This is a genomic window from Geobacillus genomosp. 3, from assembly GCF_000445995.2.
Classification (GTDB): domain Bacteria; phylum Bacillota; class Bacilli; order Bacillales; family Anoxybacillaceae; genus Geobacillus.
Window position 1 is genome coordinate 2726828 of sequence record NC_022080.4, and the last position, 21457, is coordinate 2748284.

The window sequence follows — 21457 nt, forward strand, 5'->3', positions numbered from 1 at the left end:
CCGGCGCGCGCGTATCGTCCCGTTACATCGTGAACGGCTGTCCGACTTTATATTCATCGGAAAGCACAAGAATCCCTTTTTCTTGCGGGGCGTTCGGCAGCCCAAGTTCGCGCGCCGAACAAATCATGCCGGATGACCGGACGCCGCGCAGTTCGCTTTCTTGAATGACCAGGCCGCTCGGCATGACGGCGCCGATTTTGGCGACGACGACTTTTTGCCCGGCGGCGACGTTCGGCGCCCCGCAGACGATTTGCAGCACTTCATCGCCGACATCGACTTGGCAGACGCTCAGCTTGTCGGCGTTCGGATGTTTCTCCTTTTCTTTTACGTATCCGACAACGAATTTCGGCGACAAATCGGCTTCAATCGGCTCGTTGAATCCGTTTTTCGCCAAAATGTCATTGATGACGCCAACGAGTTCTTCATTGACATCGAGCGGGCCGCTGCCGGAAAACGGATGGTAGGAAGAGGCGGAAAAAATGTTGTAGCCGACCGTCTCCCCGCTCCGTTCCGAAAAGATGCGGACGACGTCGCCTTGTTTTGCAAACGCCCGCTCCTCGGCCGCCACTGGCTTGAACGACACAAGCAACACATCGCCAATTCCTTCGCGGTTGTAAAACACGTTCATCGGTTGACTCCTCCTTGCGCCTCACGTTCTCCGGTTTTTTCCTAAAATGAAAATGGGTTCAAGCGTTCCGTTTTCGTACAAAAACGACAAAGCCGTAATCGGCACGCGGCCGCCGGCAAAAAAGCTCATCGTCATTTGCGCCAGAACGTCATAGCCGATCTCGTTGCGCAAATCCGCGATGATGAGCACATCTTGGTGCGGCACGGCCAACGCCATCGTCCCGTCGACGCGCGCCTTCATCTCCGCCAAAAACGCCTCGTTTAATATCCGGCTCGCATCGTAGCCATCGTTCGTGTTGACAAAATAAAACACATTGTCCGCCACGCGGTCTTCTTTTACCGGCGTCGGCAGCGACCGGACGTTGAAGCGGGCGATTTCCTTCACCCGCCCAGCGCTCCATCGCTCCGTTTTCAGCATCTGTTCATCGATCAGACGGTACGTTTTGCCTAAATCAAGCGCATAATAAATGCGCGTTTCCGCCGTATGGCTGTCATGCAAAAGCGGCACGCCTTCTTTCGTTTCCGTCGGAAACGATGTCGAGCGGATGACCGGATAAATGTTCCGCTCGTTGCCGGAAAGCGCGGCCGCCTCTTCCATCGTTTTCAGCGTCTCTTCGACGTAATAAATGATTTCGCGCACCGCTTCGTCTTTTTGTTCGTGCCACTTGGCGATCACGCCGGGAAGCGAAATCGTCACGCCTTTTTTCGTGCGTTCGTCCTCGATGCGCATCGCATCCTGCTTGGCGTCAAAGCGAAACGTCCAGTGCGGATGGCCGTCTAGACGCTTTTTGATCGTCTCGTACATTTGCCGGCTGTCCATTCGTCTGCCTCCTTAGTGTAATGGCGTCGTCAGCCGCTCCCTTTTATCATACCGTGAACGGTCCGTTTTGACAAAAAAATTCGTATTGACCGGCCAGCAGTCCGACGATGTGGGAAAACATCGCCGAGCGCTTGATGCGCCCGTTCGTCAACACACCGACCGCTCCTTCGTTCGTCCGGATGTTCCGCCGCCCGGTGTATTCCTCCATCACATCGCCGAGTTCTCTTCCTGCTTCAAGCCCGGCGCCGATCTCCGGCGGCAGGGCAAGGCGCGCGCCCGCGGCGGTAAGGACAAGGCCGCTTCGGTCGGCCAGCGCCCCCCAATTGCACAGCCACCATTGCCCGTCGATCCGCATCACGCCGCCTTCCAACCCGATGCCGATCTCCGCTCCCGCCGCGTCCAGCGCCCGTTTGGCGCGGTTCATCGCCCCGAGCCGCGTTTCTTCATCGGACAGCGGCTGGGCGGAGACACCGGATGGCACATCAAGCGGCACAAGGCGCCACGACGGCGCGGCGAACACCGCGCGGACGGCGGCGACTTTCGCTTCGTTTTTCGTTCCGACTGCAACAGTTTTCATCATTGCCTCCTTCGCTCTTTTTTGTCCCCGTCGCCCTTGACGACGCTTTCTCACCTTTGGCGGGTGTTGGTCAAGGGCGAATCCGGCTCCAAGGATGCCTCACGATGCCCCATGGGATGGCCTGTGTGGAGTTTACATCAAACGTTTGACGCTACCCATGGAAAAGGAGAAGCTGCCGCTTCTCCCCCTCCCTTTGTTCCGCTCTGCCGTTTGTTTCTCTTTGCCTAGCTGTTTTGGCGGATCGCCTCGACCGTCGTCCGGTCGCACCGTTTCACGAGCTCGACGATGAGCGCTTTCGCCGCCGCATAATCATCGACATGAATGATCGCCGCATGCGTATGAATGTAACGGGCGCAAAGGCCGATCACCGCCGACGGCACGCCGCGGTTGGCGACATGGACTCTTCCGGCGTCCGTCCCCCCGCCCGGGGAGATGAAAAATTGGTACGGCACATCAAGCGACTCGGCCGTATCGAGCACAAATTCGCGCATGCCGCGATGCGTGATCATCGTCCGGTCGTACAGACGGACGAGCGCTCCTTTCCCGATGTGGCCAAACGCCTGCTTGTCGCCGGTCATATCGTTCGCCGGGCTCGCCTCCAAAGCGAAAAAGATGTCCGGGTCGATCAGCGAAGCCGCCGTCTGCGCCCCGCGCAGCCCGACTTCTTCCTGCACGGTCGCGCCGGCGTACAGGACGTTTGGCAGCGCTGCGCCTTGGAGCTCTTTCAGCAGTTCAATCGCCAGCCCGCAGCCGAACCGGTTGTCCCACGCCTTTGCCATCACCGTTTTCCCGTTCGCGAGCGGCGTAAACGGGCTGACCGGCACGATCGGCTGGCCGGGGCGAATGCCGATGCGCTCCGCGTCGTCGCGGCTTTCCGCGCCAATGTCAATGAGCATGTTTTTCAGTTCCATCGGCTTATGGCGCTGCTCTTCATCAAGCAAGTGCGGCGGAATCGAGCCGATGACGCCGATGACCGGCCCGTTGTCCGTGATAATTTGCACGCGCTGGGCGAGCAGCACTTGGTTCCACCAGCCGCCGAGCGTTTGAAAGCGGATCATGCCGTTGTCGGCAATCGCCGTCACCATAAACCCGACCTCGTCCATATGGCCGGCGACCATCACCGTCGGGCCGGTTTCGTCGCCGCGCTTGACGCCGAAAATGCTGCCGAGCCGGTCTTGCACCACTTCATCGGCGTATTTCGCCAGCTCTTGGCGCATAAACTGCCGGACCGGGTGCTCATAACCCGGCGCGCCCGGCAGCTCGGTCAACGTCTGAAACAGTTGGAGCGTTTCTCGGTTCATCGCCTATCTTCCTTTCCGTTTTCGGTTCCTTTTCCGCCCTCCTTACCTATTTCGCCAAAATCGGCTATACTAAACCGTATCAAGGCAAAAGGAGGAACGACCGCATGGCTTGGAAAAAATGGATCGTTGGCGCCGCAGTGGGCGCCGCCGCCATCTGCGCCGTCCGCGCCGCCGCAAAGCCGGCGCTTCTCACGCCGGAACGAGCGCTCGCGATGGCGAAAGCCTCGCTTGGCGGACGGCGCGCCATTCGCGGCTCATGGATTCAGTCCGCTCCGGAGCAGTATGAGAAAAACGGATTGACGTACACCGTTTATCGCGGCGGCGTTTGCCGCGACGACGGGGATGCGGAGTTTTTCGTCAACGCCTACACCGGCGCGGTCATCGAGGCCAAACCGTTATAGCGGCGGCCGGTTCCGCTTCACCGCCGCGGCGATCGCCCCGTCCGCCTGCCATTTCACCGCCCGGTAATAGGCGTCATGGTAAAACGTAAACCAGGCGTTTCGTTCTATGCCGTACGGGAGCCATTGCTGTTTGGCAAAAATGGAGTCCATCGGGTAGTCGTCGTACGCCATCACCCAAAGGACGTTTTGATGGGCATGCGTGCCAAGCAAATCGCCGAGATGAATCGCCATCTCCCCGTCCGATTCGATCACCACGATCGCATGGCCGGCGCTATGCCCGCCGGTATGTATAAGGCGGATTCCCGGAACGACTTCAGTCTCGTTCGCAAACGGAACGACGCGGTCGGCAATCGGCTCCCAATTTTCTTTCCAATACGTGTTGCGCGAGCGGATGTTCGGAGCCCGCATCTCGTCCCACTCGACATCCGACACGATGACCGCCGCGCGCGGAAAAGCCGGCACGAGCCGTCCGTCTTCCCACACCGTCAAGCCGCACGCATGATCAAAATGAAGGTGCGTCATGATGACGATGTCAATGTCGCGGCGCGCCAAGCCGAGCTCGGCAAGCGACTCATCGAGCGACGATTCTTCGGTGACGCCGAAGTTGCGCTTTTGCTTGTCGGTCAGCTTGCCGTTGCCGATGCCGGATTCAATGAGCAGCCGCTTGCCGCCCGCTTCGACCAAAATCGGGTCGGTGCGCAGCTCAATTTGGTTGTTGTCGTTTGGCGGATACTTTTTCGACCAAAGCGGCTTCGGAACGACGCCAAACATCGCCCCGCCGTCCAAGTGGGTGACGCCTCCGTTCAGCCATGTCAATGTGATTTGCCCGATTTTCAGCTGTTCCATGTCCATCTCCCCCCTTCCTTAGTGTACCATTTTCTTCATAATCGAGAAAGAAAAAACCACACCGCCGTTTCATTTTAAACCGATGGGAAAGCGGCGGTGTTCCGTGGACGAACCGGTGCCATTCAACCTTTTTCCGTTTGAGCGCCGCCTTTCATCCCCTCCGGACAAGGCGGCCTGGCTGCCATTCGGCGTTTTTCCATATCCCCCGCCGGCTTTTCGTCAAACAAAAAAAAGCCCCGCCTGTTGGGGCTCTTTCGTGTGCCGCTACGCCCGCCGCGGGCGCACCGCCTCGCAGCGGTAAATGCGGTTTCCTTTGGCGGAAAACTTCTCTTCGTATTCGGTCATCACATTGCCTTCCACATCGCTCCGATGCAAATCGAGCTGAACCGCCGCGAGCACAAAGCCGTATTGCGACAAACTGACGAGCGAGTATTCAAAAAACGGCTGGTTGTCCGTTTTCAAATGAATGTCGCCGTCCTCCGTTAATATGCGCTCATAAAGCGCCAAAAAATCCCGGTATGTGAGCCGCCGCTTCTCGTGCCGCTTTTTCGGCCACGGATCGGAAAAGTTCAAATAAATGCGGGAGACTTCCCCGTCGGCAAAAAACAAGCCGAGATCTTTCGCGTTCGCATTGAGCAGCCGCACGTTCGGCAGCTCGCTCTCAATCAGCTTATCAAGCGCTGACACGAGCACGCTCGGATACAGCTCAATGCCGATGAAATTGACGTCACGATGCAGCTTGGCCATTCCGGTAATAAATTTTCCCTTTCCGGTGCCGATTTCAATATGAATCGGCCGATCGTTGCCGAACAGCTCATGCCACCGTCCGCGCTTTGCCTCCGGATCAGGGATGACGTAATGAGGGTAAGCGGCGATTTTTTCTTTCGCCCATGGTTTGTTGCGCAAACGCATATAGACACCTCTGTCTCGTTTCCGTTTATTGTTTTGACGCTGCTTTGGTAGTATACCCGTACGCAAGCTGCCCGCCACTTAGCGAACGCTTGCAGAGGGGGCTTCTCCGTTCCACGGCGAACGCAACCTTTCTGAACGTAGCTTCGGGTCGTTCCAACCGTAGGCGCCCGATGATTCGGGGTTCTTTCGCGCCTTGGCTCTTTTCCGCATGGAAAGCGTCGCTTCTTTGGATGGTTTCCATGCCCCCTCATCTCCGGTTCCTTTGGCGGGTGTTGGTCAAGGGCGAATCCGGCTCCAAGGATGCCTCACGATGCTCCATGGGATGGCCTGTGTGGAGTTTTCATCAAACGTTTGACGCTACCCCGGTTCCCAAAGAACATGATATCCGTGGATCGTATCATGCATTTTGGCTGACGCCAACCGCCGTTCCTCTCCCGCCCCCACCGGGTGATCCTTCACGTTCCTTGAGGCGGGAGGCTTCTTTAGAAAACGCCCAGGCATAAACGCCGCCAAACCCGGGCATATTACAACCGTACAGCTTTGCTAAAGGATGGTGACCGGCATGCCGCTCGACCATAACCACCAATTGACCGTGCTCCGCGATATTTTATCCGAACACCAGCTTGATTGTTGCGGAACGGTTTCCGAATGTGAACAAATCGAACGGCTTGTCAAATCGCTGCTCGCCAACAACGAGGTGAGCGCGGATGTCAAGCACATTCTTCCGAACATTTACGCCTACGGCCAAGGCGGAAAATACAGCCCCGATTTAAACGCCCATATTTCCGCACACCAAGACCAGCTCGCCGATTGGGTAAACGGGCTGTCGTAAACGCGCGGCCGCGCGCCGGCCAAAAAGAGACGCCGCGAAGCGTTGCCGGCGTTCCGTTTTCTTTTCCGGGACCGTTCCGGCAGCCTCTAACGGCTACTGTTCCGCTATGATGCATTGCAATAGCTGCAATGACTGTTCCTTTTCCTTTTGGCTGTCCTTCCCTTTCGGCCAAAAGAGCGAATACAACGTATGAGCGATCGCATACCACTTCAGGCGGAGGGCCAACCCCTCCGTCCATGCCAGTCCATACTGATGCAGCCACGCTTCCCATTGAGGGCGCGGAATGTATAAATGAAGCAGCATGCCGATGTCAATGGCCGGATCCCCGATGACTGCCCCGTCCCAATCGATCAAGTACAATGTGCCATCATCGGCAAGCAGCCAATTGTTATGGTTCATGTCACAATGGCACACGACGTGCTGATCATCGGGCAATGATGCCACGCGCTGTTCGAGCCAGGCGAGCGCTTCATGAACGGCCGCAGCAGCGCTCGGATGGCGTTGCTGCCGCTCGGCGAGCACAGCGAACATCGTCTCGGGGCGCAGCGGCGTTTTGCCGAGCCGTTTCAGCATCGTCACCAGCTCTTTGGAACTATGAATTTTCCGCAGCAGCGCCGCCACTTGTTCGCTTCCCATCTCATTCGGTTTCAGCTCGCGGCCGTTCAGCCATTGCTGGGCCGTAAACACATCGCCGTTTTCCAGCCGTTTCGTCCAGACGAGCTTCGGAACGATCCCCTCCGCCGACAATACGGCAAGAAACGGCGAAGAGTTCCGCTTCAAAAACAGCTTTTTCCCTTCATATTCGGCAAAATACGCATCCCCTGTTGCACCGCCAGCCGGAGTGATCTCCCACTCCTTACCTAGTAACTGTTCCAAAGCATGTTCACCTGCGACTTAAAAAATAGAAAACGTGTCCGTTTGCTTCTTCTTGCGCACAAATAAAAAGGACGGCCGTGCCGCGTCCTTCTTCCGTCCGTTTTACTTGTATTATACTGAAATACCGCCCCGGCATGCAAACATTTTTCTTGCCAGGCCAACTGCATAAAACTGCCAAAGTCTGCGCGGCAAAGCAAAAAGGGAAGAGGCGTTGCCGTTATGGTTCCGTCCCTGCGCCGCCCTCATTCCCCATCGCTTCTCGTCTGACCAGCACCCATGTGCCGATACCGTCAAGGTCAAGAGAATGGCGCACCCGCCGAAGCGGAATCGTCCCACTTTGCTCTCCGTCGCAGACGACGTCCCATTCCCCTTCACCCGGAAGCGCGATCGTTTCGCGTTTCTCTTCATGATGGTGAATGACGACGATTTCCGTCCATGGCCCGTAGACGGCGACATCGCGCAGCCGATACGCGATCACCGACGGCGGGGTCGGTTCAAAAAACATCAAATGGCGCAACACCTCCGCTTCCGTGGCGAGGCGAAACGCACCGTGCGCTTGGCGGAGCGCAATCAGCCCTTGGATGTAGCGGACATCGTCTTCATGGCGGCTTTTTTGCTCCCAATCGAGCCGGTTGACCGCATCGGGCGCCTGATAGCTGTTGCCGTCTCCGCCTTTTGTCCGGTAAAACTCTTGGCCGCTATGCAAAAACGGAATGCCTTGCGCCAACAGAACGATCGCCGTGGCAAGCTTTTGCCGTTTGCGCCTTACCGTTTCCGATTCATGGCCATTCGCGACCGCCATTTTATCCCAGAACGTATGATTGTCATGACATTCGACGTAGTTCACCGATTGAAGCGGATGACAAAACAGCCCGCCTAGCGCCCGCAAACTGCCGGCAATGGCCGTTTTCGCCTGTTCGCGCCCGCCCGGGTCGCCAAGGGCAAAGCCGCGTTCAGGCAAATGGAACGTGCTTCCTTTGATCGTATCGCGAAACCGGTCATTGAAATAAGCGAGGCGCGGCAGCTGCTTGGCGTTGGCCATCGTCGCCTTTTGCTCCGGTGCGAGCGGCGTTGGCAAGTCCCACCCTTCCCCATACACGAGAATCGACGGGTCGATCGCATCAAGGGCGTCACGCACCGCCTTCATCGTCTCAATGTCATGCACCCCCATCAAATCGAAACGAAATCCGTCCAAGCCGTACTCTTTCGCCCAAAACGTGACCGAATCGACGATCCAACGGCGCGCCATCCGCCGCTCTGAAGCGACGTCATTGCCGACGCCGGTGCCGTTCGCCGGCCGGCCGTACGCATCGTAGCGGAAATAATAGCCGGGAACGAGCTTCTCAAGCGATGACTGCTCCCGGTCGTAGACGTGGTTGTACACTGCGTCCATCACTACGCGCAAGCCGTTTTCGTGCAGCGTCCGGATCATCTGTTTTAATTCAAGAATGCGCGCGTAAGGATCAGCCGGATCGGTTGCATAACTTCCTTCCGGTGCATATAGATGAAGTGGATTGTATCCCCAGTTATACGCCGCTGACGGATCGCGTTCATCGATTCCGGCGAAGTCGGTAAACGGCATAAGCTGCACATGAGTGACACCCAGCTCTTTTAAATACGAAAGCCCGGTCGGCGTCCCATTCGGCCCGCTTGTGTTCTCCTCCGCCAACCCGAGATACTTCCCCTTATGGGTGACGCCGCTGTCGGGGTGGCTCGTAAAATCGCGGATGCTTAACTCGTAAATCACGGCGTCAACCGGCGACGAAAGCGGCGGCAGCGGACGGGAGGACGGCGCGAGTTTCGTCTTTTCCCAGTCGATGACAACGCCATACTCACCGTTGACGGAAACCGCAGTCGCATACGGATCGACCGCTTCGCGCCATACGCGGTTAATGCAGGCCACATACGCGTAATGCGCCCGTTCCCAGTCGCCGGGGACGGCGGCCGACCAGACGCCGCGCTCCCCGCGCTCAAGCGGCACATAGCGGGCAGCGCCGCCATCCGGGGGGATCAACTTGACGTTAACCGCGGTAGCCGTCGGCGCCCAGACGCGGAATATCGTTTGTTCCTTCGCATAGTCGGCCCCCAGCTTCCCTTCGTAAAAAAACTGATCATCAAACGCCGCCGTCCGCACGACAGCCCCGATTTGCACATCGGTCATCTCCCCTGAACAGGCGCGAACCCAATACGTCGCCCCAAATTCGAACGCGGATGCAAACCAGCATACGTATTTTACCGTCTCCCCCAAATCCTCGGTCCGCCGCACGGAAAGCGGAATCTCCTCTCCGCCTGGCGCCACCATCGTAAATGGCGCCATCCCGTCAACGCCGCGTGACTTCGGCACAAGCACTGTAAGTTGATCCATCTCGTCCAAATAGGCGACAAACGTTCGGCTAATGTGAAGCATGTTGGCTCACCCCCCTTTTTGGCCTCCCGTTATTACTATCATACGCAAAAGAAAAAGGGCGGTGCCAAAAAATCGGCCGGTTCGCCCCATCGATGCACAGATGCTTCTATTGTTGCCGTTCTTCGCCGCCGCTATTCCCATCAAGGCGGCGGCCGTAAAAACTGGCGCAATGGCCGAGCAGCGCCTGCGCCGCCTTCAGCTGCCCGTGCCGAAGCGGGAGGGCCGAGCGGCGCAGGCGGGAAAACCATTGTTCATAATTTCGTTTATCAATATAATGAACAAAAGGAAACAGGTGGCCGTGGTCAATGTAGCCGTAGCGGTTTAACAGCACGAGATGGATCGGCCAGTCGATCCCCTGTTTTTGGAAAACGTCAGAAAGGACTTGCTCTGTCCGCCGCAGCGACACGACCGGGTTCACCCGCTTTGTTTCTTCCGTTCCGGCCCGCTCCGTCCAAAATCGGCCCGCGGACGCGATCACCACATTGTTCCGCTTCCCCTCGACAAAGGCGATGCACCAGGCGGCCGTCGGCGTCAGTATGACCGTCTCGAGCTCGACGAGCGCCTTACCGGCTACCGCGACCGGTTGGTAAAAGCATAAATACGTATCCGGAAACCGCTGCAAAAAATATTTCAACGTCTCATCGCCATACAGCGCGTCATCGAGCAAAGAAGCGTACGTCACCGTCGAACTCGCCCATTTCAGCTGCAGCTGAAACAGTTCATCGAGAAACTGCCGTTTCAGCTCCTCGACCGTTGCCGCCCGGACGGTCGGCCCCGCCGCCGGCTCCTCCTCGTCCGCCGGCGCCGGACCGCGGCGCCACCGCTTTGTGAGCCGCTCCCACCATGACGGCTTGTCAAGCAAAAAATCCCATGTTTCTTCCGGTTCCCGCTGCGCGCCGGCGGCGTCCCGCTCCGCTTCCCAACGCGCTTTCGCCTGCTCCCACTGCCATTGTTTCAGCCGGATAAATTCCGGCACATAATGATACACGTCCGTTTCATAGCGGGAAATGTAATCCCGCAGCTTTAAAAGCTGCCCCATGCCTTCACCCGCTCTGGCCGGCTCGGGCGCCAAGCAGCGGGAACGAGGCGATCGCTTCGTATTTCGGTGTCTGCTCCATATTCGTCCGGTACAGCACAATTTCCGGCACCGAAAACACCGCCGAAGCGGCCGGGAGCGAGCGGAGCGCCTCCGGCTGCAACGGCGCGGCGCCCCGCCATTTGCGGGCGATCGTAATGTGCGGGGCAAACGGCCGCCGGTCAAGGGAAAAGCCGAGCCGCAGGCACGCCTCGTACACATCGCGGCGCAGCGCGTCGAGCGTTTTCTCGGCCTTCACCCCTTGCCAAAAAATGCGCGGCGCTGTGCGTTCCCCGAACGTCCCGAGCCCCGCAAGCGCAAGGGAAAACGGCGCATAGCGAGAAGCGGCCGCCGACACCGCTTCCCATAGCGGGCCCATTTTCTCCGGCGGCACATCCCCCAAAAACACAAGGGTAATATGGTAGTCTTGCTCATGCACCCATGTACGGAACGGAAGCGATGGCGCTGCATCCGCCGCAAAACGGGCAATGGCGTGTTTGGCCTCCGCTGTCAGCGGAACGGCAATAAAATAATGGTTTCGTTTCATCCTCTTTCACCTGCCGATTGATCGTCTCGGTCTAGTTTGGCAAGCCAAAGCAGCACGAATACGCCGGCGAGCGTGCAAGCGCCAAAAAACGAATAAACCGCGCCAATGTGCCAACGCTCAAGCAAATACCCGCCCAACAGTGTGCAAAACCAAGCGCCAAGGCCGTTGCCGACCGCCGAGTAAAGAGCGACCGCCGTCACCTCCACCCGCTCCGGCGCCAGGCGGCGCGCATACTGGAGCGCGGTCGGAATCGACAACCCGACGGAACATCCTTGCACAATCGTTGTCATATACACAAACCAAAGCGGCGGATCAACGGCATATGACAGCCAGCGGGCCGCCGACAGAAGCGCGGCCAGGATGAGCAGGCGCGCCATGCCGAAGCGGCGGATGAGCCGGTCCGCCGCTTTCATAAACGGCGCCTCGCTTCCGGCCGCAAGCAAAAACGCGAAGCCGATGCCGGTCAGCGTGCCGCCAAGTTCATGAATCAACAGTCCGAAATACGAGTTGTTGGCCAAAATCGGACCGAACAATAAAAACGTTGCCACAAGCAGCAGCCGGAACGGGCGGATCGAAAGCAGCCCGCCGATGTCACGCCGCGTCAGCCGCCCCGTCGGCGCCGCCATCCGGTAGCGCGGCAGGTGGGCGGTCAATGCGGCCGCGGCCAGCAGCGTCAGCGAAAACGCATAAAAAATCGCCGCAAACCCGGTCTGTTCGGACAGCCACCCGACAACAAACACCGCCACCGCAAAGCCGAGCGATCCCCACAGCCGAATCGCTCCGTAGTTTCCGCCTTGCTCGTACACATGGCGAAGGGCAAGGCTGTCCGAGAGTGGAACGATGGCGCTCTGAACCGTCGCAAGCAGCACCGTCAACACGACAAACGCTTCATAGCTGCCAACGAACGAATATACAAGCCCGAACAACGCCGCCAAGACGAGCGCGATCAGTAACATCCCAACCGGTTTGCGCGTATAGTCGGTCGCCATGCCCCAAAGCGGCTGGGCGGCCATCGTCACAATGGGGGGAATCGACATAATCCAGCCGATCGCCGCCCCCGGGAGGCGCGCCTCTTCCTGCAAATAGACGGACAAAAGCGGAAAAAGGGCGCCAAAAGCAAAAAAGATGAGAAAATAAAAGAGCGGAAACACCGTTTTTCGCGCCGCCCCCCGTTTTAACGCCGCTTCCATCCTGTTCTCCCCTTTCATCGAAAAAACGCCCGCCCTGCGGCCGTGTTCCGGCCGGCGGGCAGCCGTTTAGTTCGCCAGCTCATACATCGCCTGGGCGTAAATGGCGGTTGCCTTCACCAAATCATCGATTTCGATATATTCATCTTTTTGATGGGCGACATCCGGCCGGCCCGGAAACAACGCCCCAAACGCCACGCCGGCTGTCAGGGCGCGGGCGTACGTGCCGCCGCCGATCGCCAACAGCCGGGCCGGCTCGCCGGTTTGTTGTTCATACACGCGCTGGAGCGTGCGGATCAGCTCATGGCCGGGATCGACGTAATGCGGCTTCGTGTCGGCAAAACGGCCGAGGGAAAAGCCGTGCCGGGCGGCCGTCTCGGCGAGCGTCCGGCGGATCGCGCCGCCGTCGGCTGTCACCGGATAGCGGATGTTCAACCCGATCGTTCCGCCATGCCCGCGGTCGTACGACAATACGCCGACATTCACCGTCAACTCACCGCTTTGCGCATCCCGGTACGCCAGGCCGAGCTTCCGGCCGCAGGTGTCGCCGGAAAAGGCGGACGCCACAAACCGGACAAACGGCAAGCTTTGGCCATCGAGCGGCCAAGACGCCAAAAAGTCCGCCAAATACACGCCGGCGTTTTGGCCGCGCTCCGGTTCGGCGCCATGGGCGGACACTCCTTCGAGCGTAAGCGTCACCGCTTCGCCGCTATGGCGAATGTGCCCGCTTAATCCGTGTTCCCGACAAAACCGCTTATAACGGCTCGACCATTCCTCCGGCCCGGCCCCTTCGACGACGGCTTCGGCCGCATCAGGCACCATATTGTAGCGGCGGCCGGCTTGAAACGAGACAAGGGTGAGCGCCCCCGCCCCTTGTGGCCCAGCCGGACGGTACAGCAAATCGGTGTCGATGATTCCCTTTTCCGCATAAATAATCGGAAAATCGGCATCCGGGACAAATCCGACATCCGGCATTTCCTCATGTTGAAAATAATGGTCGACGCAGCGCCAATCGCTTTCTTCGTCGCCGCCGATGATGAGCCGCACCCGCTTGCTAAGCGGCAGCCCGAGTTCTTTCACGATCTTCATCGCATAAAACGCCGCGACGGTCGGTCCTTTGTCATCGATCGCCCCGCGCCCGTAAAGGCGGCCATCGCGCACCTCGGCGGCGAACGGCCCGACCGTCCACCCGTCCCCGGCCGGCACGACGTCAACATGGCCGAGCACACCGATGAGCTTCTCCCCTGCGCCCATTTCAATGTGCCCGGCAAACCCGTCAACATGTTTCACTTGAAACCCTTCTTCCCGGCCGCGACGCAGCATATACTCGAGCGCCTCCGCCACCTTCGGGCCAAACGGCACCCCCGGTTTCGCCCCGTCATCGTCGCGGACGCTCGGAATGCGGACAAGCGCTTGCACATCGCGGATCAACTCGTCTTTCCGTTTCCGCGCCTCCTCGAGCCAATTGATGTTCACATCATTCTTCCTTTCTGTTTGATCACTCTTTGTTGCCAACGTATCACATCAAACAAAAGAAGTCAAAATGTTTCGTTCGTCACAACTTTGTTTCGTTTTCGCTACAAAAAGTTTAAATTTTTCGCGAATAAGGGCAAACGGGTAGCATTTTCCCATTCGTTTCGTGTACAATGGTAGTAAACAGATAAAGACATCTCTCATCTGCAAGCTGTCGGTTGTGCCATGCGAATGATGCTAAGATAGGGAGTGGTCTTTTGAAACCTTCAACACACCGGATGCTTACCCGCATCAAATCCGTGTATATGTACATTAGTGAAAAAGGAACGGTTACGACCCAAGAACTTGTTGATGAGTTCGGCACCACCCCAAGAACGATCCAGCGTGACTTAAACGTGCTTCTCTACAATGATCTCGTTCGCAGCCCGAGCAAGGGCAAATGGACGACCACAAACAAAAAAGTGCGTATCTCTTCTTAACCGGTGCCAACAGGGCAAAACGGATGAGAGATGGATGCGAAACGGTTTTTCCTACCAAACGGATATCCATTTACATTTCCATAAAAAAGGAACCGCCTCAGGTTCCTTTTTTTTCGTCTTCGCCCGCCCGGTATTGCTTTAGCTTCTCCACCTCTTCATCCGTCAGTTCCCGATACTCACCGACCGCTAGGTCTGGATCAAGGGCAAGCGGCCCCATCTTCACCCGTTTCAAATACACGACCCGCTTGCCGACCGCCTGAAACATTCGCTTCACTTGATGGAATTTCCCTTCGGTGATCGTCAATTCAACGTCCGAGCGCGGCCCGGATTTCAAGATCACGAGCTCAGCCGGCTTCGTTTCATAGCCGTCATCGAGCATGACGCCGCGCCGGAACGACGCCGCATCCGCTTCCGTCACTTCCCCGTCAATGACCGCAAAATACGTTTTCGGCACATGTTTTTTGGGCGATAACAATTGATGGGCGAGCTGTCCGTCATTGGTCAGCAATAACAGTCCTTCCGTATCTTTGTCAAGCCGCCCGACCGGAAACGGGGCAAACAGCCGGTCTTCCTCCTCAAGCAAATCGACGACCGTCTCCTCCATGGCATCTTCGGTCGCCGAGATGACGCCTGGAGGCTTGTTCATCATGAGGTAAATAAACGGCCTGTACGCAACCGGCTCCCCCCAGACAGTTACTGCCTGCTCGTTGGGCCGCACTTTCGTTTTCGCGTCATGGACGGCAGCGCCGTCCACTTTGACCGCGCCGGATTTGAGCAATTTTTTCACTTCTTTTCTCGTCCCGTATCCCATATGGGCGAGCAGCTTGTCAATGCGCAGTTCCACGAAGCTCCCTCCTAAAATATTCCTCTATTTGGGCGTTTATCTAGTCCGCTTTTGCCTCCTCACCATACACTATGAGGGAAACATGCAGAAAGGGGATTGGCCGATGAACGAGTATTACTATTATGTCCCGACGTTTGACGATTACCGCCAACAGCCGCCGGGCGGCCAGTTTTGGCCCGGGTTCCCCGGCGGGCAGTTCGCCACCTGGGCGCGGCGCATCGAACGGCTCGAGCGGGCGGTGGAACGGCTTGACCGCCGGCTTGACCGGGTGGACAGCCGCCTCGACCGCATTGAGCGCCGGCTCGGCCTCGGGTGAGCGCCATGAACGAAAGAAGGCGGTGGCCAAACCGCCTTCTTTTTTTTGCCGCCGCTTGCGCCCGGACGGACGGCCATAAACCCCGGCAGCAGAACGGCCGCCACCGGGGACGCGGCCGTTTTTTTCGTCCCGCCCGGCCGCTACGACACCGCTTTGCTCTCTTTCCGGCGCCGCCAAAAGGCAAACCGGTCGCCGAATAGGGCCGCAAACAGGCCGGAGCGAATGCTGAGAAACAAGTACACCGCCGCGCCGGCCGCCACGCCCGTCGCGGCGACGAACACCGACTCCGCCGTGCCATCGCGGTAATCGATCCACCGCCCGACCAACGCCGCAACCGCCATCACAGCCGCCGACATGACGGCCGTCAATATGGCCATAAACGCCGTCCGGCGGATGACAAAGCGATAGCGGTAACGGGTGTGCCGTTGAATGATCCATAAGTTGAACGCCACCGAGACGAAATACCCGGCCATCGTCGCGACGATGGCGCCGATTGTGGCCCATTGCGTAATGAACAACGTGTTGAGCGACAGTTTGACAAGCAGGCCGGCCGCCAAGCTGATCACCGTAAACCGCTGCTGATTGATCCCTTGCATGATCGCGGCCGTCACGGAAAACAATGCGTACAAAATCGCCGCCGGGGCATACCAACGCAAAACTTGCTCGCCGAGCGGGTCATAGCTGTAAAACGAACTGTACATCGGACCGGCGAGCACCGCCATGCCGACCACCGCCGGGAGCGTTAAAAACATGAGCACTTGAAACGTCTGGTTCAAATATTGCCGCATCGCCTTCCGGTTTTGTTCAACGTGCGCTTTCGTGATCGTCGGGATGAGCGCCAAGCTGAACGAGGTCGCCAGCGTCACCGGAATGATGACGAGCTTTTGCGCCCACATATTGAACACCGAGTACGCATGTTCCGAGATGCTGCCGCGCCCGGCCGCGGCCATCGCGTGGTTGAACGTAAACTGGTCGATGAGCTGATACAGCGACATCGACAGGCCGACAAAGACGAACGGAATCGAAGACAAAAGCAGCTCCTTATACATCGCCGGGAGCGTTACGCTCACTTGGCCGCGGTCTTGTTCAAGAAGCGAACGCAAATGCCGGCGCCGTTTCCACCAATACACAAGCAGCACGACAAGCCCGCCCGCCGCGCCGACAAAGGCGGCAAACGTCGCCGCGCTCACCGCCGCGACGATCGAGCCGTCCCAAACGCGCAAAATGACATAGCAAGCCCCAAGCAAAAAGACGATGCGCACAATTTGCTCGATGACTTGCGACAACGCCGTCGGCCCCATCGATTCGTGCCCTTGGAAAAAGCCGCGGATCAAGCTCATCACCGGCACGACAATGAGCGCAAAACTGACGGCGCGGATGACGGTGACCACATCCTCGACCGAGTTGACGTTCGTTTCCTCATCGACGACGTGCGGCGCCAAAACGGGCGCCAGCCCGTACAAAATGAGCCATGAGAGGAGGCCGCTGGCGAGCATGAGCACAAGGCCGGAGCGAAACAGCTTGTAGCCGACGCGGTACTCCTCGAGCGCATTGTATTTCGATACGAATTTCGACACCGCCACCGGCAGCCCGGCGGTCGCCAAACTTAAAAAAATTTGGTACGGCACATAGCCGTATCCGTACAGCGCCCCGCCGCGCTCGCCGACAAGATGGTAAAACGGAATGACGTAAAACAGGCCGAGCAGGCGGGAAATCATCACGCCAGCGGTTAAAATAAATGTGCCGCGCAGCAGTTTCGATGTTGACATACGATCCCTTCCCTAACCGTGGACGTTGAAAATGGCAACATTCCTATTTTATCATAGTTGGCAACGGAACGAAAAACATTGTCTGCTTGCGGACAACGAAAGGATGGAATCGAGATGGAGTACGACGTCATCATCATCGGCGGCGGGCCGTCCGGATTGATGGCGGCGATCGCCGCCGGCGAACAAAAGGCGAACGTGCTGCTTTTAGAAAAAGGGACAAAGCTCGGCCGCAAGCTCGCCATCTCCGGCGGCGGGCGCTGCAACGTCACGAACCGGCTGCCGATTGACGAAATCGTCCGCCACATCCCCGGCAACGGCCGCTTTTTGTACAGCGCCTTTTCCGTTTTCAACAATGAAGACATCATCCGCTTTTTTGAGCGGCTCGGCGTGCCGCTCAAAGAAGAAGACCACGGCCGCATGTTCCCGAAAAGCGACAGCGCCCAATCGGTCGTGGCGGCGCTTGTCCGCGAACTGTCGCGGCTTGGCGTCGACGTCCGGCTTGAGGCGCCGGCCGCTGACGTGTTGTACGAAAACGGGCGGACGGCGGGCGTCGTGTTGAAAAACGGCGAAACGATCCGCGCCCGGGCGGTCGTCGTCGCCGCCGGCGGCAAATCGGTGCCGCAAACCGGCTCAACAGGCGACGGCTATCCGTGGGCGGAAAAAGCGGGCCACACGGTGACCGAACTGTTTCCGACCGAAGTGCCGATCGTCTCGCACGAGCCGTTCATCCAAAAGCGGGCGCTGCAAGGGTTGTCGCTCCGTGATGTCGCCTTGAGCGTCCTGAAGCCGAACGGCAAGCCGGTCATCACCCACCGGATGGACATGCTGTTTACCCACTTCGGCATTTCCGGGCCGGCCGCCCTCCGCTGCAGCCAGTTTGTCGTCAAAGCGCTGAAAAAAGCGGCGGATGGCGCGGTCAACATGAGCATTGACGCGCTGCCGGATGTGACGCAGGAAGAGCTGTTTCAACGGCTGGCCGCCCAGTGCAAAGAAGGGCCGAAAAAAGCGGTGAAAACGATCGCCAAAACGGTGCTGCCGGAACGGTACGCCTCCTTTTTGCTTGAGCAAGCCGGCATCAGCCCGCAGGCGGCGGCCGGCGCGGTGAGCCATGACGCTTTGCGGGCGTTCGTCCGTCTGTGCAAGCGGTTCACCTTCCATGTCCACGGCACGCTTCCGCTTGAGAAAGCATTCGTCACCGGCGGCGGGGTATCGGTGAAAGAAATCGAACCGAAAACGATGGCGTCCAAATGCATGCCCGGCCTTTACTTTTGCGGCGAAATTTTGGACATTCACGGCTACACCGGCGGCTACAACATCACCGCCGCCCTGGTGACCGGGCGCCTTGCCGGCATGAACGCCGCCCGTCATGCGCTCGCGGCCAAAAGCGGAGAAAGCGGACCGCCGGCGCGGGCCGCCGTGGATTGACAACCCGCGCTAAACCGGACGCGGCCGCTTTCCCATGCCCCCGGCCGCCCCTCGGCATGCCGACGCGCCCGTCTTCACGACAGGCAGCGGCCGCATCGGGCCAGGCGGGGAGGCAGACGCCCGAACAGTCCGGCCCCTTGCGCTGGGCAACCGGTCACGTCCGGTAAATGACCATGGCGGAAAAACAGTAAATTTGCTCGCCTTCCGACTCCATGGCGGCGACGCTGTATTTGACATCGATCAATTGCCCGTCTTTCAGGCGGGCTAAAAAATCGTTGACCGCCGCCTCCAAATCTTTTTCATGTTCCTTGTCGAACACTTTGACTTTATACATGGCGATCCCCCGTTTTCTTTTTCCTTTTCCACACGAAGAAGGAAAGTCCTGCCCGGCGCGGCAAAAAAGGGGCTGACCCGGCAAAGCGGCGCCCCTTGGACGGATGGCGGAATACACCCTCCCCTGCCGATGCCATGGGTCGCAAAAAGAGGAGGCGGATGTCAGCAGGTTTTTCAATTTGCGGACAACGTATTTCGCATTGATTTTCCGTTTAATCGCCAGACCTTTAGACCGAACGCAATCTACGGTTCTGACCGGTCATGGTTGCTGCGATGGACGGCAAGACGAGCCTTTTGGCCCGTTACGCAAAACTCCCAAAACTCTTCGAGACGCCTGCCTTATTGACCGGCCGAATCATGCTCAAGCAGCTTCCTTGACTTGCGATACTCAAGGGGATAGCCTGTGCGGGGGGTTCATAGAACGTTTGACGCTTCCCGCCTAAAGAATACCGCAGCTTTCAGCGGCGGGGCTGATGCAATCCCGCCGCATTGGAACGAATGCTGCGGTTCCGCTGCATTCAGTTTAGTAGACTCCTACGGCATTGAACGCCTGTTTCACCGCGTTCACTTCCTGACTTGTTGAGCCGTACAAATCAGCGGCGGCCTGGACGCAGGCGGCGCGCAGCTGGCTGAAGTTCGCGGTCGGCGTCAAGTAGTAGGCGAGCGCGCGATAGAAAATGTTCCCCATTTTGTCGCGGCCGATGCCGGTGACGCTCACCCCGTAGTGGGTGCCGCCTTGGCTGAGCAAATACGCCGCCTTGTTGACAATGCCGCTGTTCGTATGGACGCCGCCGTTTCGGGGAAGGGGCTTTCTGCGCCCATAAAAAAAAGGGCCCTTTAGGGCGCCTCTGTTCATGGTTTTGCTCTAGTTTCGCGGCCTGCCGCACGCCCCGTTACCGGGCGATCACGGTCGGCGGCGGATGTTCGTCTTTCGCCGCTTCTTTCACGCCGGTTCCGCCGGCGAAGGCGGAAGCAAGACCAAGGACGGCGAGCACGACAACGAGGACAATCCGCTTTTTCACTCGCTTCACCTCCTTTCAGGCGTCCGTCCGTTTCCGCAAAAGGCCGCAGCCGAGCCGATAGTAATGGGCCGCCTGTTTGTATTGGCGCTCACGGGCGTAGTAATCAGCCAAATATTCCGCATAGCGGGCGGCGTCTTCGTACTCTTTCCGCTTTTGGAAATACGGAATGGCTTCATGCTTGAGCAACCGTTCAAACGCCTCCCCCTCACCGGACAGAAGCAACCGGTAAACGGAAAAATGCAAATAGTATTCATAGTGACCCGTCACACCGCCGTCGCTTTGTCTGAGCTGCTGCCACCCTTCCTCGGCCGCGGCAAGCGCCTTGCGGTAATTTTGCGCGGCATAATGTTCGCGCACAAGCGCCAACAGCGTAATGAACCGGTCGGCAAGCGGGGCTTCCGCCTTATACATGAGGCTGTTTTCATAATGTTGCACCGCCTCGCGGTATTGGTGCTTCAATCCTTTCAAATGGCCGAGATTATGTTCAACAATTCCGATGAGCAGCCGGTCGTCAGCGAGCCGGGCCGCTTTTTGCGCCAGCAGGCAGCAATCGATGGCTTTCTCCATTTCGCCGCAGCGCCGGTAGCAAATCGCCAATAAAATATGGCATTCTGCACTGCGGCGCAAATCATATTCCGCCTGGCTGAGCGCCAAAGCCCGCTCGGCATAGCGAATGCATGGAAACACTTTCCACGTCCGGCTGTATGCAAGCGCTAACAAATAAGCCAAATCCGCCTCTTCCCAATTCGGCCGCCTTTCCGCCCCGATCAGCCCTTCCGCCTTTTGATAACATTGCAGCGCGTCGTCATATTTTTCTTGACAATAGTAAAAAAGCCCAAAAAACTTCCAATAATAGTAGCGCATCGTGTCATCGAGCGCCTCATACCACTCCTGCACGCTCCGCGCCGCCGCCTCAGCCCCTTTGACATCGCGAAGCAGCAGCAAATACCGAATGCGCATTAACTGAAAATAAACCGTCGCCTCGGCATCGCCGGATTCGCCGCATTGTTTTTTGACGGTTTCATACCTCTCCTTAGCGGTCGGCACGTCTTTGTCCGTCATCGCCTTATACCACGCCATCACGGATTCGTGCCATGAAGGGGTTGTCCCGTTTTCGCCGCGGTGAATGCCGAGCCGGTGAAACAACAACTCAAGCACTTCTTCCCCCGGTATGGCTTGATTATTTTCAATCTTCGATAAATAGGAGACAGAAATAATCCCTTCTGCCGTTTCTTCTTGAGTCATTCCTTTCATCAGCCGGGCAAACTTCAAACGGTCGCCTAATTTCAACTGTAATCGACCCCTTCAGTCCCATTTTACTGAAAATTATATCTTTTCCCCGCTGTCTCTTCCATCACACTTTAGCACTAAACGAAAAAATGCGGCAT

At 58.0% G+C, this 21457-nt stretch carries 22 protein-coding genes and 1 pseudogene; 5 read left to right on the plus strand and 18 right to left on the minus strand.

What is annotated here, in order from left to right; genetic code table 11:
• Window positions 1-22: 22 nt before the first annotated feature.
• The 4 genes from ytpR to M493_RS13590 form a co-directional block, all read right to left on the minus strand.
• Entirely contained in the window at window positions 23-628 is a 606-nt protein-coding gene (gene ytpR / locus M493_RS13575) for a YtpR family tRNA-binding protein (RefSeq protein ID WP_020960939.1), read from the minus strand.
• A 21-nt stretch (window positions 629-649) separates the two neighbouring features.
• On the minus strand, window positions 650-1447 hold the full coding sequence (locus M493_RS13580; protein WP_020960940.1) for a DUF1444 domain-containing protein: 798 nt from the start codon (window positions 1445-1447) through the stop codon (window positions 650-652).
• Between the two features lie 46 nt (window positions 1448-1493).
• Window positions 1494-2024 (minus strand): DUF84 family protein, encoded by a 531-nt coding sequence (locus M493_RS13585; protein WP_020960941.1) that lies wholly within the window; start codon window positions 2022-2024, stop codon window positions 1494-1496.
• A 224-nt stretch (window positions 2025-2248) separates the two neighbouring features.
• The gene (locus M493_RS13590) at window positions 2249-3325 is read right to left on the minus strand and encodes a M42 family metallopeptidase (RefSeq protein ID WP_020960942.1); all 1077 of its coding nucleotides are present in this window, start codon (window positions 3323-3325) and stop codon (window positions 2249-2251) included.
• A 104-nt stretch (window positions 3326-3429) separates the two neighbouring features.
• On the opposite strand from M493_RS13590, the gene M493_RS13595 reads away from it, so the two are divergent.
• Window positions 3430-3726 (plus strand): PepSY domain-containing protein, encoded by a 297-nt coding sequence (locus tag M493_RS13595; protein ID WP_020960943.1) that lies wholly within the window; start codon window positions 3430-3432, stop codon window positions 3724-3726.
• Here the strand turns inward: M493_RS13595 and M493_RS13600 are convergent.
• Together M493_RS13600 and trmB are read right to left on the minus strand one after the other, a co-directional pair.
• Window positions 3721-4572 (minus strand): YtnP family quorum-quenching lactonase, encoded by an 852-nt coding sequence (locus M493_RS13600; RefSeq protein ID WP_020960944.1) that lies wholly within the window; start codon window positions 4570-4572, stop codon window positions 3721-3723. The genes M493_RS13595 and M493_RS13600 overlap by 6 nt on opposite strands.
• 264 nt (window positions 4573-4836) lie before the next feature.
• Entirely contained in the window at window positions 4837-5484 is a 648-nt protein-coding gene (trmB, locus tag M493_RS13605; RefSeq protein ID WP_020960946.1) for a tRNA (guanosine(46)-N7)-methyltransferase TrmB, read from the minus strand.
• A gap of 562 nt (window positions 5485-6046) precedes the next feature.
• Here trmB and M493_RS13615 point away from each other — a divergent pair.
• The gene (locus M493_RS13615; protein ID WP_020960948.1) at window positions 6047-6316 is read left to right on the plus strand and encodes a YtzH-like family protein; all 270 of its coding nucleotides are present in this window, start codon (window positions 6047-6049) and stop codon (window positions 6314-6316) included.
• 93 nt (window positions 6317-6409) lie between these two features.
• On the opposite strand, the gene M493_RS13620 is transcribed toward M493_RS13615, so the two are convergent.
• From M493_RS13620 to pepV, 6 genes are all read right to left on the minus strand, one after another.
• Window positions 6410-7192, minus strand: coding sequence for a phosphotransferase family protein (locus M493_RS13620; RefSeq protein ID WP_020960949.1), 783 nt, complete (start codon window positions 7190-7192; stop codon window positions 6410-6412).
• A gap of 217 nt (window positions 7193-7409) precedes the next feature.
• Complete coding sequence (gene pulA / locus M493_RS13625) at window positions 7410-9599, minus strand: type I pullulanase (RefSeq protein WP_020960950.1); 2190 nt, start codon at window positions 9597-9599, stop codon at window positions 7410-7412.
• Between the two features lie 106 nt (window positions 9600-9705).
• Window positions 9706-10638, minus strand: a complete 933-nt coding sequence (locus tag M493_RS13630) for an NERD domain-containing protein (protein ID WP_020960951.1) — start codon at window positions 10636-10638, stop codon at window positions 9706-9708.
• Between the two features lie 4 nt (window positions 10639-10642).
• Window positions 10643-11221 (minus strand): RNA 2',3'-cyclic phosphodiesterase, encoded by a 579-nt coding sequence (thpR, locus tag M493_RS13635; RefSeq protein ID WP_020960952.1) that lies wholly within the window; start codon window positions 11219-11221, stop codon window positions 10643-10645.
• Window positions 11218-12411 carry a maltose permease gene (malA, locus tag M493_RS13640; protein WP_020960953.1) on the minus strand — a complete coding sequence of 398 codons (1194 nt, stop codon included), beginning with the start codon at window positions 12409-12411 and terminating at the stop codon, window positions 11218-11220. The genes thpR and malA overlap by 4 nt, the downstream gene beginning before the upstream one ends.
• Before the next feature lie 66 nt (window positions 12412-12477).
• On the minus strand, window positions 12478-13884 hold the full coding sequence (gene pepV, locus M493_RS13645) for a dipeptidase PepV (RefSeq protein WP_020960954.1): 1407 nt from the start codon (window positions 13882-13884) through the stop codon (window positions 12478-12480).
• Window positions 13885-14138: 254 nt separating this feature from the next.
• On the opposite strand from pepV, the gene M493_RS13650 reads away from it, so the two are divergent.
• Window positions 14139-14360: a DeoR family transcriptional regulator gene (locus M493_RS13650; RefSeq protein WP_023817707.1), complete on the plus strand. Its 222-nt coding sequence runs from the start codon at window positions 14139-14141 to the stop codon at window positions 14358-14360.
• A gap of 97 nt (window positions 14361-14457) precedes the next feature.
• On the opposite strand, the gene M493_RS13655 is transcribed toward M493_RS13650, so the two are convergent.
• Window positions 14458-15204 carry a pseudouridine synthase gene (locus M493_RS13655; RefSeq protein WP_020960956.1) on the minus strand — a complete coding sequence of 249 codons (747 nt, stop codon included), beginning with the start codon at window positions 15202-15204 and terminating at the stop codon, window positions 14458-14460.
• Between the two features lie 103 nt (window positions 15205-15307).
• Here M493_RS13655 and M493_RS13660 point away from each other — a divergent pair, with 103 nt between their 5' ends.
• Window positions 15308-15520 (plus strand): hypothetical protein, encoded by a 213-nt coding sequence (locus M493_RS13660; protein WP_020960957.1) that lies wholly within the window; start codon window positions 15308-15310, stop codon window positions 15518-15520.
• A gap of 140 nt (window positions 15521-15660) precedes the next feature.
• Here M493_RS13660 and M493_RS13665 read toward each other — a convergent pair whose 3' ends face one another.
• Window positions 15661-17289, minus strand: a complete 1629-nt coding sequence (locus M493_RS13665) for a putative polysaccharide biosynthesis protein (protein ID WP_020960958.1) — start codon at window positions 17287-17289, stop codon at window positions 15661-15663.
• Between the two features lie 114 nt (window positions 17290-17403).
• Between M493_RS13665 and M493_RS13670 the strand changes: the two genes are divergently transcribed.
• Window positions 17404-18714 carry an NAD(P)/FAD-dependent oxidoreductase gene (locus M493_RS13670; RefSeq protein WP_020960959.1) on the plus strand — a complete coding sequence of 437 codons (1311 nt, stop codon included), beginning with the start codon at window positions 17404-17406 and terminating at the stop codon, window positions 18712-18714.
• Between the two features lie 154 nt (window positions 18715-18868).
• Here the strand turns inward: M493_RS13670 and M493_RS13675 are convergent, their stop codons facing one another.
• The 4 genes and pseudogenes from M493_RS13675 to M493_RS13685 form a co-directional block, all read right to left on the minus strand.
• Entirely contained in the window at window positions 18869-19048 is a 180-nt protein-coding gene (locus M493_RS13675) for a sporulation protein Cse60 (protein WP_008880941.1), read from the minus strand.
• Window positions 19049-19570: 522 nt separating this feature from the next.
• A pseudogene (locus tag M493_RS13680) lies at window positions 19571-19843 on the minus strand (M4 family metallopeptidase); the annotation flags it as partial.
• A 97-nt stretch (window positions 19844-19940) separates the two neighbouring features.
• Entirely contained in the window at window positions 19941-20069 is a 129-nt protein-coding gene (locus M493_RS18995; RefSeq protein ID WP_020960962.1) for a hypothetical protein, read from the minus strand.
• A gap of 15 nt (window positions 20070-20084) precedes the next feature.
• Window positions 20085-21359, minus strand: coding sequence for a helix-turn-helix transcriptional regulator (locus tag M493_RS13685; protein WP_020960963.1), 1275 nt, complete (start codon window positions 21357-21359; stop codon window positions 20085-20087).
• Window positions 21360-21457: the final 98 nt, after the last annotated feature.

Coding starts and splice junctions, on each gene's coding strand:
- ytpR (WP_020960939.1), bottom strand. CDS start 628: ATGAACGTGTTTTACAACCGCGAAGGAATTGGCGATGTGTTGCTTGTG.
- M493_RS13580 (WP_020960940.1), bottom strand. CDS start 1,447: ATGGACAGCCGGCAAATGTACGAGACGATCAAAAAGCGTCTAGACGGC.
- M493_RS13585 (WP_020960941.1), bottom strand. CDS start 2,024: ATGAAAACTGTTGCAGTCGGAACGAAAAACGAAGCGAAAGTCGCCGCC.
- M493_RS13590 (WP_020960942.1), bottom strand. CDS start 3,325: ATGAACCGAGAAACGCTCCAACTGTTTCAGACGTTGACCGAGCTGCCG.
- M493_RS13595 (WP_020960943.1), top strand. CDS start 3,430: ATGGCTTGGAAAAAATGGATCGTTGGCGCCGCAGTGGGCGCCGCCGCC.
- M493_RS13600 (WP_020960944.1), bottom strand. CDS start 4,572: ATGGAACAGCTGAAAATCGGGCAAATCACATTGACATGGCTGAACGGA.
- trmB (WP_020960946.1), bottom strand. CDS start 5,484: ATGCGTTTGCGCAACAAACCATGGGCGAAAGAAAAAATCGCCGCTTAC.
- M493_RS13615 (WP_020960948.1), top strand. CDS start 6,047: ATGCCGCTCGACCATAACCACCAATTGACCGTGCTCCGCGATATTTTA.
- pulA (WP_020960950.1), bottom strand. CDS start 9,599: ATGCTTCACATTAGCCGAACGTTTGTCGCCTATTTGGACGAGATGGAT.
- M493_RS13630 (WP_020960951.1), bottom strand. CDS start 10,638: ATGGGGCAGCTTTTAAAGCTGCGGGATTACATTTCCCGCTATGAAACG.
- thpR (WP_020960952.1), bottom strand. CDS start 11,221: ATGAAACGAAACCATTATTTTATTGCCGTTCCGCTGACAGCGGAGGCC.
- malA (WP_020960953.1), bottom strand. CDS start 12,411: ATGGAAGCGGCGTTAAAACGGGGGGCGGCGCGAAAAACGGTGTTTCCG.
- M493_RS13660 (WP_020960957.1), top strand. CDS start 15,308: ATGAACGAGTATTACTATTATGTCCCGACGTTTGACGATTACCGCCAA.
- M493_RS13665 (WP_020960958.1), bottom strand. CDS start 17,289: ATGTCAACATCGAAACTGCTGCGCGGCACATTTATTTTAACCGCTGGC.
- M493_RS13670 (WP_020960959.1), top strand. CDS start 17,404: ATGGAGTACGACGTCATCATCATCGGCGGCGGGCCGTCCGGATTGATG.
- M493_RS13675 (WP_008880941.1), bottom strand. CDS start 19,048: ATGTATAAAGTCAAAGTGTTCGACAAGGAACATGAAAAAGATTTGGAG.